The organism is Luteibacter sp. ME-Dv--P-043b, from assembly GCF_030209605.1.
Taxonomy (GTDB): domain Bacteria; phylum Pseudomonadota; class Gammaproteobacteria; order Xanthomonadales; family Rhodanobacteraceae; genus Luteibacter.
Genome location: NZ_JARVRT010000048.1, coordinates 1 through 16,278 on the forward strand (window position 1 = coordinate 1; position 16,278 = coordinate 16,278).

A 16,278-nucleotide genomic window follows, 5' to 3' on the forward strand; every position below is an offset into this window, starting at 1 on the left:
TTCTTCACGTCCAATCTCCTTCTTGTGGGGGATTGAACTCGAAACCGGGGCGCTATTCAAATTTGGGGGGACGTCGGCGTGACGGCTAATCCGGCTGCGCGCTTGCTGGACGATGACATCCTGAACGGATTGCTCGATCGCTCCACGGGCTAATGGAATAGTGTGTCGATGCCGAGGGGCGCTGCTCATACTCGCCAATCCAACGAGCTCCTCCTCAGATCACTGGGAAACTACTTCTTCTATGGATACCGCACCAAACTGAGTGACCCTGTTTCGCACGGCCTTCTGGTACGGCTCTAGGCTGTGCGTTGTATTGCAACTCCAAAACGAAAAATCAAATACCGACGACGGCTTTTTGTTCTTTGCACCAATGGAAATTTTTGATGCCCCTTTCGCATCGAATATTTCCAAAAAACTTATGCTCAGAAAGTCCGCCCCCTCCGCTCTACCAACATAGCTAGCACCCAGGGCAATGGGCTCCTTGTCGGATTGCAAGAACGTGATGAAGTCCTGGCGTCGCTCCGGCCGAACCGTCACCCGCAACGCGATGGGGCTCACCTCGCCCGTCGCACAATAAGATTGGCTGGAAACCGCCGGCTGTATCCATCCGACTAAAGCCAGAGCGAGCAGCATATTGCAGCGTATTGCGCGCATGGATGGTTTCCTGTCGTTGAGCCGAGTTCCTACACGAGCGAATTTAGCGAGTCAATTCGTAGATGCGCTGTCCATCGTCGGAATTATCGACTCGGCAGTCATTGACTAGGTTCCAAAAAGGAATCCGCTGCATCGTTATAAGCACCTTGATGAGAGTCTTGATCTTTGTTCATTTGCCATGATCCGGATATTCCAAGGGCTTTCCATTCATCGCGACTCTGATGGATTCCCTCATGTAAAAACTCAACCTGTTGCGTCCTTTCTGCATCTCCATAGATGGTGCGACCGGGCTGTAAGCCAGCCTGTTCAACATGGGTGGTGTTTCGCTGTGTATACATAGCTCCAGATTCGGAGGGATCGACGCTGATGACGCGCCTCCCCAAATTTTGGGCAATCGAAGTGCCTGAAATAGAAAATGAGTAAGCCTTGCCCCCACTCTGAAACGATATAACCTGGGTCTTTCCCGAACTAGCTGCCGCGTTGACTGCCGTCGTAAGTGCCTTTTCCACTCCCGCATAGGTTTTATGGTCTTCCGCCGTGGCATTTCGGGTTACATTCCTTCCATTCACCGGCGTGACGACTTGGTCAATCTGACACGTGTAGGTTTTATCGGCTTGCGTACAGGTACGTCCATCGGGATCGACATATCGAACGGGATTATCATTGGCATAGCCATACCGATTGAAGCTAAAGATATTCGCCGCTGTCGGCGAAACAGGGTCCACGCTTGAGAAGCGCCCTGTCGCAGCGTCGTAGTATCTTTGTTGCATGTAGATAAGATTAGTATCTGGATCAGCCACATGTCCCGTGTATCCCGGTCCATGGTGTGACGTACCTGATGCGATCGTTCCGTATGGCGTGTAGTCGGACGTTGTAATGATGTTGCCTTGCGCATCGGCTTCCGCCAAGACAGTGCCTTGGGGATCGGTATAGTAATAGGTGACGGTGCTGTTTTGCTGAGCGTGAGCGAACTCACTGACCCAAAGCAATAGCACTCAACCAGCGACGACAGCTGCTCGACCGATAACCATCCGTTGATCCCCTGTCCGTTACCCGGTCCGCCATTGCGGGCGTGTCGCCGCGATGTAACCAATAATAGGCGGAGGCGTCAAGCGACTTCCGGCACTTTCGTGATCGGCACACCGCAAACGATCAAGACCGTCCAGTGTTTTCTGAGTGCTCTATTGATCATGGGCAAAGCGTACTTGCGCCTAGTGACAAGATAAAGGGCACCCGACAACCTCTCCTCATGGCGATGCTATTGACTCTTGACCTTGATAAAGGGTCTAGACTTATCCCCATGACCTCACCCGCCTCCCTCACCATCGGCCGCATCGCCCAGAGCGCCGGCGTCGCCATCGACACCATCCGCTTCTACGAGCGCGAAGGCCTGCTGCCCGCCCCGAAGCGCCGGCCCTCCGGCTACCGCGAATACGACGAGTCCGCAGTTTCGCGCCTGCGCTTCATCCGTCGCGCCAAGGACCTCGGTTTCACGCTGGAGGAAATCCGCGAACTGTTCGCCCTTTCCGCCGACCGCCACAGTGGCGTGGAAGGCGTGCGCGAGCGCGCCGCGGCGCGTCTCCAGGCGATCGACGAACGCATCGCCGAGCTGCAACGGGTACGCAGCGGCCTGTCCGAGCTGGTCGAGGCCTGCCCCGGACACGGCGCGCCGGAGGATTGCCCGATCCTCAAGGCGCTGGCGGAGCCGGGGGCATGAGCCACTGCTGCTCCCACGGCACCGCCGCGACGCACGCGCCCACGGACGCGCGGCCTGTCGCCCCGATGCCCGCCGGCACGACGTACACCTGCCCGATGCATCCGGACGTCCGCCAGCAGGGTCCCGGTGCATGCCCCAAGTGCGGCATGGCGCTGGAGCCTGCCGTGCCCAGCCTGGAGGACGACGACGGTGAAACGCGGGCGCTGGGCCGTCGGTTGGCGTGGCTCGTCGGCCTTACGCTTCCGGTGTTCCTGATCGCCATGATCCCGCACGTGGCTGGACAGGCATGGCACCAGCCGTGGGCCGCGTTGCTGGGTTGGGTGGAGGCGCTGCTGGCCAGCGTGGTGGTGCTGTGGGGTGGCGCGCCGTTCTTCGCGCGTGGCTGGCGCTCGCTGAACCCCTGGTCGCCGAACATGTACACGCTGATCGCGCTCGGCAGCGGCGTGGCCTGGCTCTACAGCGCCATCGCGTTCGCGGCGCCGTCGGCGTTCCCGCCGTCCATGCGCGACATGCACGGCCAGGTGGCCGTCTATTTCGAATCGGCCGCCGTCATCGTCACGCTCGTGACCCTGGGCGATCTGCTGGAGTTGCGCGCCCGTCGCCGCACGGGCGAGGCCCTTCGGGCGCTGCTGGGCCTGGTGCCGAAAACGGCGCGGCGCATCGATCCGGACGGCCGCGAGGGCGATGTCGCCATCGACAGCCTGCGCGTGGGCGATACGGTGCGCGTGCGTCCCGGCGAGACCGTGCCGGTGGACGGTACGGTGCTGGACGGCGAAAGCCACGTCGATGAGGCCATGCTTACGGGCGAAGCCGTGCCCGTGGCCAAGCGCGCCGGCGACCGGCTGACCGGCGGTACGCTCAACGGGCATGGCGCCGTCACCCTGCGCGTGGACCATGTCGGTGTGGACACCGTGCTCTCACGCATTGTCGCCCTGGTGGCGGAGGCGCAGCGATCCCGTGCGCCGTTGCAACGCGTGGCCGACCGCGTGGCGGCATGGTTCGTACCCCTCGTCGTGGTGGCGGCGATCGTCGCGTTCGCGGCGTGGTGGGCCTTCGGTCCGGCACCGGTGCCGGCGCATGCCCTGGTCGCCGCCGTCTCCGTGCTGATCATCGCGTGCCCGTGTGCGCTGGGCCTGGCCACGCCCATGTCGATCATGGTGGCAAGCGGACGGGGTGCGCAGGCGGGTGTGTTGTTTCGCGATGCCACGGCTATCGAAGCGCTGCGCGACATCGATACGCTGGTCTTCGACAAGACCGGCACACTGACCGAAGGCCAACCCGTGCTGGCGGCGCTGCATACGTTCGGCGGCGACCGTGGCTTCGCGCTGGGCATGGCGGCCGCCGTGGAGCGGCCGAGCGAGCACCCGCTGGCGCGTGCGGTCATTGCGGCGGCGGACGCCGAGGGCATCGCGATCCCCGCCGTCTCCGGCTTCCAGGTGTACGTGGGTCGAGGCGTCAGCGGTCGCGTCGACGGGCACGACGTGGTGCTGGGCAACAGCCGGCTGATGGATGACGAACGGGTCGAACTGGGTGCGACGCACGACATCGCGGCGAAGGCGCGCGCGAAGGGCGCCACCGTCATGTACCTCGCCATCGATGGTCGTCTCACGGCGGTACTGTCGCTGTCCGATCCGATCAAGGCGTCGTCGAAGCCAGCGCTGGAGGCGCTGCGCGAGGCCGGCGTCAGGTGCATCATGCTGACCGGCGACACCGCGGCCACCGCCGACGCCGTTGCCGCGTCGCTGCCGATCGATGAGGTACACGTCGGCGCGTCGCCCGAAGACAAGGCCCGCATCGTGGCTGAGTTGAAGGCGGCCGGGGCCCGGGTCGCCATGGCCGGCGACGGCGTGAACGACGCACCGGCACTGGCCACGGCCGACATCGGTATCGGCATGGGCAACGGCAGCGACATCGCGATCCGTAGCGCGTCGGTTACCCTGCTCAAGGGCGACCTGGCCGGCATCGCACGGGCGCGTGCGCTGTCCGAGGCCACGGTGAGGAACATCCGGCAGAACCTGTTCTTCGCCTTCGTCTACAACGCCGTGGGCGTGCCGGTCGCGGCGGGCGTGCTGTACCCGCTGACCGGCTGGACGTTGTCCCCGATGATCGCCGCACTGGCGATGAGCCTCAGCTCCGTCTCGGTCGTGACCAACGCGTTGCGGCTGCGACGCGTGGCGATCTGACCGGGCGCTTCTTACCAGAGGATGCCGTTATCCGGCTGCACCGGTTTCAGTCCGTGCGCTTCGCCGAGCGAATCGCGCAGGTCGATCTCGATGCCGCGGGTGAGGGTGGTCAGCGGTACGTCGTCTTCGAGGTTCTCGAACGGATTCTGCATGTCGTTACCGATCTGCAGCAGGGCGAGGAACAGGAAGCCGGCCATCGTGGAACCCAGCGGGGTGTACAGGCCGAGTGTCTCGACCAGGCCCAGTGGCAGCAGGATGCAGAAGCCGTGGGTGAAGATGCCGGGGTAGGTGGCGTACTGCTGGGGCAGTGGCGTGTTCTTGATCCGCTCCATGCCGCCCTGCGCGTTGGAGATGTCCGACAGCGTGCGTGCAAGGCTGGCCAGCAGGATCGGATCGGGGCGCGCGTCGGCGATCAGCACGCCCGTGCGCGCGTGGATGGCATTGGGCAGGTTGGTCACGTGGCGCAGCCGTTCGATCTCGTCGGCGGGCAGGCGGGGCGTCAGTTCGTCCCACGGTGCCTGCCGGCGCAGGTGCATGCGCAGCGCGTGCACATAGGCGATCTGGCGATGCGCCACGGTGGCACCCACCGCGCGGTCCGGTAGCATGGTGCCGGCCTCGCGGGCCAGGGTGCGCGAGGCATTCACCATCGCACCCCACAAGGTGCGGGCTTCCCACCAGCGCGCGTACGCCGTGGTGTTGCGGAAGCTCAGGTACACCGCGACGGCGGAGCCGAGCAGGGTGAGCGGCAGGGCCGGGAATTCCGCGGTGAGCCGGGGATGGATCACGTACCAGAAGGCCGTGACCACGACGTCCCAGGCCAGCAGCCAGATCAGCGGCTTGCCCACGTAACGCAGGATGTGCCCCACATGGGCCCGGCCGGGGAGGATCACGCGTTGTGTTCCCGCTGGATGGCCTCGGCCAGGGGGATGAACTTGAGGGAGTCTTCGTCCAGCACGGCCACCTTGCCGTCGCCGATGCCGTAGACCCAGCCCTGCAGGGCGATGGTGCCGTTGGCCAGCGCGGCGGCCACGGCCGGGTGGGTGCGCAGATGGGTGAGCTGGAGGCGGACGTTTTCCTCGATCACCGCCTGCATCGCTTCGGCGCCTTCCAGCTTGCGTGCGAAGACGGCGCTCCGGGCGGCCTGCGCGTTGCGCAGCCAGGCCTCGACGGTGGGCAGGTCGCGGGTGGATTCGGGGTTGAGCAGGCCCTTCATCGCGCCGCAGTCGGTATGGCCGCAGATGACGATGTGGCGCACGCCCAGCACCGCCACCGCGTACTCCACCACCGCGGAGACGCCACCGAGCATTTCGCCGTAGCCGGGAACGATGTTGCCGATGTTGCGGCAGACGAACAGCTCGCCCGGCTGGGTCTGCGTGATCATCTCGGGAACGACGCGGGAATCGGCACAAGTAATGAAGAGCGTGTGCGGGCTCTGGCCCTCGGCCAGTTCGCCGAAAAGCTTGCGGTTTCCCGGTTCCGGGAAGACCTTGTCGCTGAAGTCCTCGACGCCGCGGAGAAGGCCGAGCAGGCTTTCGTTACGTGGGGTTTCCTGGGTCATGCGCATGGCCTTGGTAAGTGCGCCGCCCGGGCGGGCGGCTGTCCGGCACGCAGTTTAGGACAACACGAGGCCAAAGAAATTCGCGCGGGTATGGAAACCCGCAGGAGCGGGGGATGGGGGCGGTGGCGGTGGCGGGTGTAGGAGCGCACGATGTGCGCGAAATCATTCCACGGTGCGCGACATGGTTTCGCTATGCCCATCGGGCTGGCGCGCCAGCTCAATGGGTTGGCCTCAAAACATGTCGCGCACATCGTGCGCTCCTACGACGCACCGTCCGGATGTACCGGACGGACCCCCGCACTATCCGGGGGCTCAGGCCTCCGCGTCTTCCTTGTAGGCGTCGATGGGGATGCAGGCGCACATCACGTTCTTGTCGCCGTAGACGTTGTCCACGCGGGATACCGGCGGCCAGTACTTGCTGAGCTTCAACGAGGGCAGCGGGAAGGCGGCCAGCTCGCGCGGGTAGGCGTGGGTCCACTCCGTGCCCGTGACCATCGCGGCGGTGTGCGGGGCACGACGCAGCGGGTTGTCCTCGCGATCCAGACGGCCATCTTCCACTGCGGCGATCTCTTCACGGATCTGGATCATGGCGTCGATGAAGCGGTCCAGCTCATGCTGCGATTCGCTCTCGGTCGGCTCCACCATCAGCGTGCCGGAGACCGGGAAGCTCAGGGTCGGGGCATGGAAACCGAAGTCGATCAGGCGCTTGGCGACGTCTTCCGCGCCCACGCCGGTGGCGTCCTTGAGCGGGCGCAGGTCGAGGATGCACTCGTGCGCCACCAGGCCGTTGCGGCCGGTGTACAGCGTCTTGTAGTGCGGGGCCAGGCGACGGGCGATGTAGTTCGCGTTGAGCAGGGCGACCTGGGTCGCCTTGCGCAGGCCCTCGGTGCCCATCAGCGTGATGTACATCCACGAGATGGGCAGGATGGACGCGGAGCCGAAGGTGGCCGCGCTGACCATGCCCACGTCGCCCTCACTGCCGAAGCCGCGGGGCAGGAACGGCGCCAGGTGCGACTTGACCGCGCACGGGCCGACGCCCGGGCCGCCACCGCCGTGGGGAATGCAGAAGGTCTTGTGCAGGTTGAGGTGCGAGACGTCCGAGCCCCACTTGCCGGGCTTGGCCACGCCGACCAGCGCGTTCATGTTGGCGCCGTCGGTATACACCTGGCCGCCGTGCTGGTGCACCACGTCGCAGATGGCGACCACGTCTTCCTCGAACACGCCGTGCGTGGAGGGATAGGTGATCATGATGGCGGCAAGCCGGTCGGAGTACTTCTCGGCCTTGGCGCGGATATCGTCGACGTCCACGTTGCCGTTGGCGTCGCAGCGGGTGACCACCACGGTCATGCCACACATCTGGGCCGAAGCCGGATTGGTGCCGTGCGCCGATTCCGGGATGAGGCAGATGTCGCGGTGGCCCTCGTTGCGCGAGCGGTGGTACGCGCGGATGGCCAGCAGACCGGCGTATTCGCCCTGGGCACCGGAATTGGGCTGCAGGCTGACCGAGTCGTAGCCGGTGCATTCCACCAGCATCGCTTCCAGTTCGTCGATCAGCTGCTTGTAGCCCTGGGCCTGGTCGGCCGGCGCCAGCGGATGGATGTTGGCGAACTCCGGCCACGTCACCGGGATCATCTCCGCGGTGGCGTTGAGCTTCATGGTGCACGAGCCCAGCGGGATCATGGTGCGATCCAGCGCCAGGTCCTTGTCGGCCAGGCCACGCAGGTAACGCAGCAGCTCGTGCTCGCTGTGGTGGGTGTTGAACACCGGGTGCTGCAGGAAGGCGGTGTCACGAAGCAGGGCAGACGGCAGCGCGTCGGCCGTGGCCACATCCAGCGCGTCGATGTCGCCCAGCTCCGCGCCGAACACGCCGGCCAGCGCCGTGACGTCCGTGCGGGTGGTGGTCTCGTCGAGGCTGATGCCCACGCTGCCCGCGTCGATCGCGCGCAGGTTGAGGCCGGCTTTCGCCGCCTTGGCGTGCAGCGCCGCGGCATCCACGCCCGTGACGTGCAGCGTGTCGAAGAAGTCGTTGCCCACCGTGACACCGGCCTTGCCCAGCACGCCGGCGAGGATGGCGGTGAGGCGGTGCGTGCGGCGTGCGATGCGGACCAGGCCGTCCGGGCCGTGATAGACCGCATACATGCTGGCCATGACGGCGAGCAGCACCTGCGCGGTGCAGATGTTGGACGTGGCCTTCTCGCGGCGGATGTGCTGCTCGCGCGTCTGCAGGGTGAGGCGGTAGGCCGGCTTGCCCTCGCTGTCGACGGAGACGCCGATCAGGCGGCCCGGCATCGAGCGCTTATAGGCATCGCGGCAGGCGAGGTAGGCCGCGTGCGGGCCACCGAAGCCGTAGGGCACGCCGAACCGCTGCGTGTTGCCGACCACGATATCCGCACCCCAGCTGCCGGGCGCGGCAATCACGGTAAGGGCGAGCAGGTCGGTGGCGACGCAGACGATGCCGCCGCGTGCATGCGTGGCTGCGGCCAGCGCGGTGTAGTCGTTGATCCGACCGAAGGTGTTGGGGTACTGCAGCAGCACGCCGAAGCTGTCGACCGAACCGGCATCGCCGTCCGCGCCCACATGCAGTTCGATGCCGATGCCGTCGGCGCGCGTGCGCAACACTTCCAGCGTCTGCGGGTGGACGTCCTTCGAGACGAAGAACACGTTGGACTTCGACTTGGCGGACCGCTTGGCCAGCGTCATCGCCTCGGCGGCGGCCGTGGCTTCGTCCAGCAGCGAGGCGTTGGAGATGTCCATACCGGTCAGGTCGGTGACCATGGTCTGGAAGTTGATCAGGGCTTCCATGCGGCCCTGTGAGATTTCCGCCTGGTACGGCGTATAGGCCGTGTACCAGGCCGGGTTCTCCAGCACGTTGCGCAGGATGACGTTCGGCGTGAGGGTGCCGTAGTAGCCCTGGCCGATGAAGCTGCGAAACACCGTGTTGCGGTCCGCGATGGCGCGGATCTTGGCCAGCGCTTCCTCTTCGGTCACCGCAGCGGGCAGCGACAGCGGCGTGGGCGACTTGATCGAGCCCGGCACGATGGCATCGGTGAGGGCGTCGAGACTGGCGTGGCCGACCACGGCCAGCATGGCGTCGATCTCGGCATCGTTCGGACCGATGTGACGCTCGATGAACGCACCGTGGTTCTCGAGTTCGCGCAGCGACGGAGAGTTTTTCTGGCTCATGGCTTTGGAGGCATCCGGAAGAACGTGCCGTGCCGGCACGTGGGGCGCCCCTCTGTCCTTTTGCCTGAGAGTTTGGAGGCGGGTGGCCTCTTGCACCTTCGGCGCCGGATCTAACCGGTCTCTCCAGAGTGATGAAGCACGTCGGTGGTCATGGGAGCCTGAGCGATTACGGGCGTTGCGCCTTCGGCAGCGGGTCCTTCCGCTTCTCCCACCGGGTGTTGCTGCGAACGATTATACAGAGCCGGGGCCGGGGATGATGTCTTTTTGCAAGCGTATCCCGCCCAGGATCAGATCGATCCCGGCCAGGAAGTCGGCGAGGTCGTCGTGGCAGCGCAGCGCCCCGGCCATGCCGCGCGTGAAGGGGTACGCGTCCGGGTCCAGTGCGGCCCAGGTCGTGGCGACGCTGGCCAGGAACGCCTCACGGTCCACGCCCAGCGTCTGGCCGTGGCGTGCGTTGGCCGCGTTCTGGCCGGCCACGCCCAGGATGTAGCTCCACAAGGCCAGCACGGTCGACCACTGCGCTGTCGGCAGCACGTCCAGCGCCTGAACCTCGCCGCCCAGCGCCTCCAGCAGTCGCACGCCGGGTAGCTGGCCAGGGCCCCGACTCAGCGCCGCGCCGACCCAGGGGTGGCGGTCGATGGCGTCGAACATGCCCAGTGCGATGGCGCGGATCCTGTGCTCGGGCGTCGGCGCTACGGGTGCCGTCCCCGCTGCCGCAGGTCGCAGCGCAGCCGCGACCACCGCGTCGCATGCCGCAGTCAGCAGGTCGTCCTTGTTGGCGATGTGTCCATAGATGGCGCCCGGCCCGGTCGCCAGGCGCTCGGAAAGCGCGCGGAAGGTGAGGCCGCTTTCGCCCCGGCTATCCAGGAGCGCCACGGCGGTAGCGACGATGCGATCCCTCGAAAGGGCCTGGTCACGTCGCTGGGCGGGAGGGGATGTGTCGGCCATGGCCTGGATGTTGACACGGATGGAACGACGTTCCAAGCTTATGGAACGTCGTTCCACGAGCGTCTCGCGTATGTCATTCGCGACCGCCGTGCTGGCGATCGTCTCTTTCCTACCTATGTTCGGAGCGTTCCATGCCTCCTTCCATCGCTATCGTCGGTGCCGGTCTTGGCGGACTGACACTGGCACGCGTCCTCCACGTCCACGGCGTTGCCGCGACGGTCTTCGAAGCCGAAGCCTCCGCTACCGCACGCGCCCAGGGCGGCATGCTCGACATCCACGGCGAGAATGGGCAGCTGGCGCTCAAAGCCGCCGGGCTTTACGAGCAATTCCTCGACATCGTGCACCCCGGCGGCCAGGCGAGCCGGGTACTCGGCCATGACGGCGCACTGCTTTTCGCGGACGAGGACGATGGTTCCGGCGATCGACCGGAGGTGCCGCGCGGGGCGCTACGACGCATCCTGAACGAGTCGCTTCCGCCCGATGCCATCCAGTGGGGTAGGAAACTCACGCAGGTCGCCGCGTTGGGTGATGGTCGGCATGACTTGCGTTTCGCCGACGGCTCGACTTTCACCGCCGATCTGCTCGTGGGTGCCGATGGAGCGTGGTCGAAGGTTCGTCCGCTGCTGTCCGATGCCGTACCGATCTATACCGGGATGTCGTACGTGGAGACATGGCTGCACGATGTCGACCGTCGCCACGCGCCCAGCGCGGCGGCCGTCGGCGGTGGAGCGCTGTTCGCCGTCGCACCCGGCAAGGGCATCCTTGCGCATCGCGAGCCGGAGGGTGTCCTGCACACCTATGTGGCCCTGCGTCGTTCCGAGGCGTGGATGTCACGCATCGATGCAGACGAGCCGGCCCGGACGATGGCGCAGGTTGCGGCGGAGTTCGAAGGCTGGGACGCAGGATTGAAGTCACTGATCACCGACGGCGAAACGCCGCCGGTGATCCGATGCCTCCACGCCCTGCCATCCGAACACCGCTGGAAACGACTGCCGGGCGTGACGTTGCTCGGCGACGCGGCCCACCTCATGTTGCCTTCGGGCGAGGGCGCCAACCTGGCGATGTGGGATGGCGCCGAACTGGCACAGGCGCTGGTCGCGCAGCCAGGCGACATCGACGCGGCACTCGCCACCTATGAGGAAACGCTGTTCAGACGCAGCGCACTGGCCGCGGCAGATGCGCAGGAACTGCTCGAGGTATGTTTCGGCGAGCGCGCACCTGCCAGCCTGGTCGAGATGTTCAGCGGCGGCGGGTCTGCCGGCTGATCAGAAGAAGGCGGCGGGGCTGAGGGCGAAGCGCTTGGCCAGCGCACGGATGTGGTTGACGGTCAGCTCGCGCTTTCCCGCCAGAATCTCGGAAACCACGCTCTGTGTTCCGATTTCCGGCAGTTGGCTCTGTCGAAGATCGTGCTGTTCCATGAGGAACCGCAGAAGATCGACGCCATGCACCTCCGCCTGGAGATAGTGGCGCTGGTCGTAGGCGTAGATGAGATCGGCAATCACCTGGAACAGGGAGTGGCACGGGTGTGTCGCTTGCATTGCACCCGCATCGACGAGCATGTCGGCCAGTACCACCAGTTCGTCGTAATCGGCACTGTTTTCGATGTGGCGCAGACCGGAAAGCTTCTGGAAGGCCTCCCAGCCCTCCGTGACGAAAGCCAATGAAGTTCTTGCTTTCATTTCCATTTTCCTTCGTCGTACTGGCTGTGCGTGAGCACTGCCTTGATAAAGCAAAGCTGCGTCGCGTAGCTGATTCCGCAAACGATACGGTAACGGTTTCCGCGAATATCGAAGACGTGCTTGTCGCCGACGATGTCTACGCTGCCCAGAGACATCTTAAGATCGTTGAAGCCTCGATAGCTTCGTGACTCCATCAGTTTGCGCCACGCCTGCAGCGGGGTTCCGGCATCGGTGTAGAGAAGGGCGAATTCGACAAGGCGCCGATTCGTGATGACGCGCATCGCACTCTTCCGTGAGCTTGGGTTCCATAATATCGCAAATTGCGATGGCGTCAACGAGAGGCGCGGATCGACACTTCTTGTCAGGCTTTATCTCACTGGCTACTGGCCATAAGGGCTATCACCAGGGATCGGTACCTTCCGTGGCGGAGAATCCACCGGTCGGGCCGTCGTCCGGGAGGAGGGCGAGGCGAACGGTCTCGGCGGCCCCTTCGGGGATGGTCTGCGGGCCGCTGTGACCGTTGAGGTCGGTGGCGGTGTAGCCGGGATTGGCCGCGTTGACCTTGATGCCGTGCTCCTTCAGTTCGGCAGCAAGTAGCACGGTGAACATGTTCATGGCCGCCTTCGATCCGTTGTAACCGAGCAGTTTGACCGCAGCGTATTCCCAGGCCGGATCGTTGTTGAGCGTGATGGAGCCCAGGCCACTGGACACGTTGACGATACGACCCGACGCCGATTTTTTCAGCAGCGGGAGCAGTGCCTGCGTCACGGCGACGGCGCCGAAGAAGTTGGTATCGAAGATCTGCCGCACGACTGCCAGGTCGGCGACTCCGGGCAGGCCGTCGCCCTGCAACGATATCCCCGCGTTGTTGACCAGCACGTCGAGGTGGCCTTCGTTGGCTTCGATATCGGCGGCCGCTGCCGTCAGCGACGCGGGGTCGGTCAGGTCGACGGCGATGTAACGCACGTCGATGCCTTCAGCCTGCAGTGTTTTCACGGCCTCGTTGCCGCGTGATGCGTCGCGTGCGCCGAGCAGGATACGATGACCCGCCTTGCCGAGTTGACGGGCGACTTCGAAGCCGATGCCCTTGTTGGCGCCGGTAATGAGGGAGATACGACGGTCGGTGTTGGTCATGGCATTCCTTGGTGATGCGGCAGGGAGGGTATGGGGTTAATATATGAACCATCCTTCGGTTTTTGAATTCGCATATGTCCGTGATCCCTGCCGACCCCTTGAAGCCCCGCAAAACGCCGCGTCAGGCCCGGTCGGCCGCCACCGTTGCGGCGATTTTCGAAGCCACGTTTCAGGTTCTGCTGACCGAAGGCCTCGTGCGCCTGACCACCACGCGCGTCGCCGAGCGTGCCGGCGTGTCCGTGGGCACGATGTACCAGTACTTCCCGCACAAGCAGGCGCTGCTATACGCCTTGCTCGATCTCTATCTGGAGGAAGTGGTCGTGGCCCTGGAAGAAGCGTGCATCCACCACGAGGGTGGATCCCTGAGTTCGATCGCCGATGGCCTGGTCCATGCCTATCTGGAGGCCAAGCTGCGTCACATGCCCGGGTCGCGGGCGCTCTACGCTGTGGCTGCGGAGCTCGATACGGCCGACCTGGTTGGCGATATCTCGCGGCGCGTGGACAACGCCCTGGCACGCGTATTGGCCAGTGCCCGCGATGCGATATTCGACGACCTGCCTACCGTGACCTTTGCGTTGCGCACCCTGCTGGTGGGCACCGTGCGTGCCGTGCTGGAAACCGACGCGTCGCCGCCGTCGATGGCGATGCTGCGTGCGCAGTTGCCGGTCATGTGTCGCGCCTACCTGTTCGCGGCGTCGCGTGCGCTCCCGCCAGGGCCGTAACGAACCTCGCTACCGCCGTCACCGCAAATGGACTATGCGGATGAGTTGACCGTTTCGCTGCGGCGTTACGGGTCGGATCTTCCTGGGGGCGGCTGAAACGATGAGCGCGGTGGGCAGCAGGCAAAAAAGAAGCCCGCCGGACAAGCATCGCGGCGGGCTTCGTGTTGCAACAAACAAGAATCTGATCGGTTACTTCTTCAGGTCGAACCGATCCAGGTTCATCACCTTCGTCCACGCGGCGACGAAGTCGTGCACGAACTTCTCCTGGGCATCCTCGGTGGCGTAGACCTCGGCGATGGCACGCAACTGCGCATGCGAGCCGAAGATCAGGTCGACACGCGTACCGGTGAACTTGCGCTCGCCCGACTTGCGATCGACACCTTCGAAGATGTCCTGCGCCGACGACATCGCCCGCCATTCCGTGCCCATGTCGAGCAGGTTGCGGAAGAAGTCGTTGGTCAGCGTGCCCGGGTTCTGCGTGAACTGGCCATGCGTATCGTTGCCGGTGCGCACGCCCAGTACGCGCAAGCCACCGACCAGCACGGTCATCTCGGGAGCGGTCAGGGTCAGCAGTTGCGCCTTGTCGATCAGCAGCGCTTCCGCCGGCACGTTCCACTTGCGCTTGAGGTAGTTGCGGAAACCATCGGCCTTCGGTTCCAGCGCGTTGACCGATTCCACATCGGTCTGCGCCTGTGTGGCATCGCCACGACCCGGTGCGAACGGCACGTCGACCGCATGGCCGGCGTCACGCGCGGCCTTTTCGACGCCTGCATTGCCCGCCAGCACGATCAGGTCGGCCACCGAGACCTTCTTACCCGTGCTCTCGAAGTCACTGCGGATACCTTCCAGCACAGCCAGCACCTTTGCCAGCTGCTCGGGCTGGTTCGCCTCCCAGTCCTTCTGCGGCGCGAGACGGATACGTGCGCCATTGGCGCCACCACGCTTATCGGAGCCGCGGAACGTGGACGCGGACGCCCAGGCGGTGGTCACGAGTTCGGCCACCGACAGGCCCGACGCCAGGATCTTTTCCTTCAGCGACGCAATATCGGCTTCGCCGATCGGAGCGTGATCGACCGCGGGGATCGGATCCTGCCAGTCCAGCACCTCGGCGGGCACTTCGGGACCAAGGTAACGGGCACGCGGGCCCATATCGCGATGGGTCAGCTTGAACCACGCCCGGGCGAACGCGTCGGCGAACTGGTCCGGGTTCTCGAGGAAACGGCGCGAGATCTTTTCATAGGCCGGATCCATGCGCAGGGCGAGGTCGGTCGTCAGCATCGTCGGGCGCAGCTTCTTCGACGGATCGTAGGCGTGAGGAATGGTCTCTTCGGCGTCCTTGGCGACCCACTGGTGAGCGCCGGCGGGGCTCTTGGTCAGTTCCCACTCGTGGCCGAACAGGTTCTCGAAGAAACCGTTACCCCACTGAGTCGGGGTACTGGTCCAGGTGACTTCGAGGCCGCTGGTGATGGTGTCGGCACCCTTGCCGCTGCCGAAGCTGCTCTTCCAGCCGAAGCCCTGGTTCGCAATGTCCGCGGCTTCCGGCTCGTCACCGACGTTGTCGGCGGGACCGGCACCGTGCGTCTTGCCGAAGGTGTGTCCACCGGCGATCAGCGCGACGGTCTCTTCGTCGTTCATCGCCATGCGTCCAAACGTCTCGCGGATGTCGTGCGCCGAGGCGACCGGGTCCGGGTTGCCGTCCGGGCCTTCCGGATTCACATAGATCAGGCCCATCTGCACCGCGCTGAGCGGGCTTTCCAGGTGGCGACCGCCATCGGTGCGGCTCTGTTCCTCGCCGTGCTTCTCGGCATCGGCCACGAGCACGCCGCCGTCGTTGTCGTCACCGGCCTTGCCCTTGCCGTAGCGGACGTCGCCGCCCAGCCAGGTTTTCTCGTTACCCCAGTACACGTCCTGGTCGGGTTCCCACGTATCCTCGCGACCGCCGGCAAAGCCAAAGGTCTTGAAGCCCATGCTCTCCAGGGCGACGTTACCGGTGAGGATGTAGAGGTCGGCCCAGGAAATCTTCTGGCCGTACTTCTGCTTGATGGGCCAAAGCAGGCGACGCGCCTTGTCCAGGCTGACGTTGTCGGGCCAGCTGTTCAGCGGGGCGAAGCGCTGCTGCCCGCGGCCACCGCCGCCACGGCCGTCACCGACGCGGTAGGTGCCCGCGCTGTGCCAGGCCATGCGGACGAACAGGCCACCGTAATGGCCGAAGTCCGCCGGCCACCATTCCTGCGAATCGGTCATCAGGCGGGTCAGGTCCGCTTTCACGGCCGACAGGTCGAGACTGTTGAAAGCTTCGGCGTAGTTGAAGTCGCCACCCAGGGGGTTGGTCTTGTTCGAATGCTGGGCCAGCAGGTCCACACGCAGCTGTTTCGGCCACCAGTCACGATTGGTGGTGCCGCCGCCGGCGGTGTGGTTGAACGGGCACTTGGCTTCGTTGGTCATGCGCTCTCTCTCCTTGGGATGGTCCCAATGGCTGGCATTACGGTGCGTCAGGCTT

The 16,278-nt window shown here is 64.9% G+C and carries 14 protein-coding genes and 1 riboswitch; of the genes, 4 read left to right on the forward strand and 10 right to left on the reverse strand.

Features of this window, described 5'->3' with window-relative positions; translation table 11 throughout:
- Positions 1–219: 219 nt before the first annotated feature.
- Both QRN34_RS18930 and QRN34_RS18935 read right to left on the reverse strand, forming a co-directional pair.
- Positions 220–654, reverse strand: a complete 435-nt coding sequence (locus QRN34_RS18930) for a hypothetical protein (RefSeq protein WP_285407031.1) — start codon at positions 652–654, stop codon at positions 220–222.
- A gap of 98 nt (positions 655–752) precedes the next feature.
- The gene (locus QRN34_RS18935; protein WP_285407033.1) at positions 753–1,562 is read right to left on the reverse strand and encodes an RHS repeat-associated core domain-containing protein; all 810 of its coding nucleotides are present in this window, start codon (positions 1,560–1,562) and stop codon (positions 753–755) included.
- Between the two features lie 392 nt (positions 1,563–1,954).
- Between QRN34_RS18935 and QRN34_RS18940 the strand changes: the two genes are divergently transcribed.
- Entirely contained in the window at positions 1,955–2,371 is a 417-nt protein-coding gene (locus tag QRN34_RS18940) for a heavy metal-responsive transcriptional regulator (protein ID WP_285407036.1), read from the forward strand.
- Positions 2,368–4,554, forward strand: coding sequence for a copper-translocating P-type ATPase (locus QRN34_RS18945; RefSeq protein ID WP_285407038.1), 2,187 nt, complete (start codon positions 2,368–2,370; stop codon positions 4,552–4,554). Before QRN34_RS18940 ends, QRN34_RS18945 begins: the two co-directional genes overlap by 4 nt.
- Positions 4,555–4,565: 11 nt before the next feature.
- Here QRN34_RS18945 and QRN34_RS18950 read toward each other — a convergent pair whose 3' ends face one another.
- The 4 genes from QRN34_RS18950 to QRN34_RS18965 form a co-directional block, all read right to left on the reverse strand.
- Entirely contained in the window at positions 4,566–5,444 is an 879-nt protein-coding gene (locus QRN34_RS18950; protein ID WP_285407040.1) for a bestrophin family ion channel, read from the reverse strand.
- The gene (locus QRN34_RS18955; RefSeq protein WP_036140702.1) at positions 5,441–6,112 is read right to left on the reverse strand and encodes a carbonic anhydrase; all 672 of its coding nucleotides are present in this window, start codon (positions 6,110–6,112) and stop codon (positions 5,441–5,443) included. Before QRN34_RS18955 ends, QRN34_RS18950 begins: the two co-directional genes overlap by 4 nt.
- A gap of 312 nt (positions 6,113–6,424) precedes the next feature.
- Positions 6,425–9,295, reverse strand: a complete 2,871-nt coding sequence (gene gcvP / locus QRN34_RS18960; protein ID WP_285407043.1) for an aminomethyl-transferring glycine dehydrogenase — start codon at positions 9,293–9,295, stop codon at positions 6,425–6,427.
- A gap of 42 nt (positions 9,296–9,337) precedes the next feature.
- Positions 9,338–9,432: riboswitch (glycine riboswitch) on the reverse strand.
- 94 nt (positions 9,433–9,526) lie between these two features.
- Positions 9,527–10,279, reverse strand: coding sequence for a TetR/AcrR family transcriptional regulator (locus tag QRN34_RS18965; protein WP_285407045.1), 753 nt, complete (start codon positions 10,277–10,279; stop codon positions 9,527–9,529).
- A gap of 95 nt (positions 10,280–10,374) precedes the next feature.
- Here QRN34_RS18965 and QRN34_RS18970 point away from each other — a divergent pair, with 95 nt between their 5' ends.
- Positions 10,375–11,508 carry an NAD(P)/FAD-dependent oxidoreductase gene (locus QRN34_RS18970; protein ID WP_285407048.1) on the forward strand — a complete coding sequence of 378 codons (1,134 nt, stop codon included), beginning with the start codon at positions 10,375–10,377 and terminating at the stop codon, positions 11,506–11,508.
- On the opposite strand, the gene QRN34_RS18975 is transcribed toward QRN34_RS18970, so the two are convergent.
- The 3 genes from QRN34_RS18975 to QRN34_RS18985 form a co-directional block, all read right to left on the reverse strand.
- A complete protein-coding gene (locus tag QRN34_RS18975; protein ID WP_285407049.1) occupies positions 11,509–11,922 on the reverse strand; it encodes a hypothetical protein in 414 nt (137 codons plus the stop codon).
- Positions 11,919–12,203, reverse strand: coding sequence for a type II toxin-antitoxin system HigB family toxin (locus tag QRN34_RS18980; RefSeq protein WP_285407051.1), 285 nt, complete (start codon positions 12,201–12,203; stop codon positions 11,919–11,921). Before QRN34_RS18980 ends, QRN34_RS18975 begins: the two co-directional genes overlap by 4 nt.
- A gap of 118 nt (positions 12,204–12,321) precedes the next feature.
- Positions 12,322–13,056, reverse strand: coding sequence for an SDR family oxidoreductase (locus QRN34_RS18985; protein WP_285407053.1), 735 nt, complete (start codon positions 13,054–13,056; stop codon positions 12,322–12,324).
- Positions 13,057–13,154: 98 nt separating this feature from the next.
- On the opposite strand from QRN34_RS18985, the gene QRN34_RS18990 reads away from it, so the two are divergent.
- A complete protein-coding gene (locus QRN34_RS18990; protein ID WP_285407054.1) occupies positions 13,155–13,778 on the forward strand; it encodes a TetR/AcrR family transcriptional regulator in 624 nt (207 codons plus the stop codon).
- Positions 13,779–13,967: 189 nt separating this feature from the next.
- On the opposite strand, the gene katG is transcribed toward QRN34_RS18990, so the two are convergent.
- Positions 13,968–16,223, reverse strand: a complete 2,256-nt coding sequence (gene katG / locus QRN34_RS18995) for a catalase/peroxidase HPI (protein ID WP_285407055.1) — start codon at positions 16,221–16,223, stop codon at positions 13,968–13,970.
- Positions 16,224–16,278: the final 55 nt, after the last annotated feature.

Excerpts from the sequence above, each read along its gene's own strand:
- katG (WP_285407055.1), bottom strand. The coding sequence starts at position 16,223 with ATGACCAACGAAGCCAAGTGCCCGTTCAACCACACCGCCGGCGGCGGC.
- QRN34_RS18980 (WP_285407051.1), bottom strand. The coding sequence starts at position 12,203 with ATGCGCGTCATCACGAATCGGCGCCTTGTCGAATTCGCCCTTCTCTAC.
- QRN34_RS18955 (WP_036140702.1), bottom strand. The coding sequence starts at position 6,112 with ATGACCCAGGAAACCCCACGTAACGAAAGCCTGCTCGGCCTTCTCCGC.
- QRN34_RS18970 (WP_285407048.1), top strand. The coding sequence starts at position 10,375 with ATGCCTCCTTCCATCGCTATCGTCGGTGCCGGTCTTGGCGGACTGACA.
- QRN34_RS18940 (WP_285407036.1), top strand. The coding sequence starts at position 1,955 with ATGACCTCACCCGCCTCCCTCACCATCGGCCGCATCGCCCAGAGCGCC.
- QRN34_RS18985 (WP_285407053.1), bottom strand. The coding sequence starts at position 13,056 with ATGACCAACACCGACCGTCGTATCTCCCTCATTACCGGCGCCAACAAG.
- gcvP (WP_285407043.1), bottom strand. The coding sequence starts at position 9,295 with ATGAGCCAGAAAAACTCTCCGTCGCTGCGCGAACTCGAGAACCACGGT.
- QRN34_RS18945 (WP_285407038.1), top strand. The coding sequence starts at position 2,368 with ATGAGCCACTGCTGCTCCCACGGCACCGCCGCGACGCACGCGCCCACG.
- QRN34_RS18975 (WP_285407049.1), bottom strand. The coding sequence starts at position 11,922 with ATGAAAGCAAGAACTTCATTGGCTTTCGTCACGGAGGGCTGGGAGGCC.
- QRN34_RS18930 (WP_285407031.1), bottom strand. The coding sequence starts at position 654 with ATGCGCGCAATACGCTGCAATATGCTGCTCGCTCTGGCTTTAGTCGGA.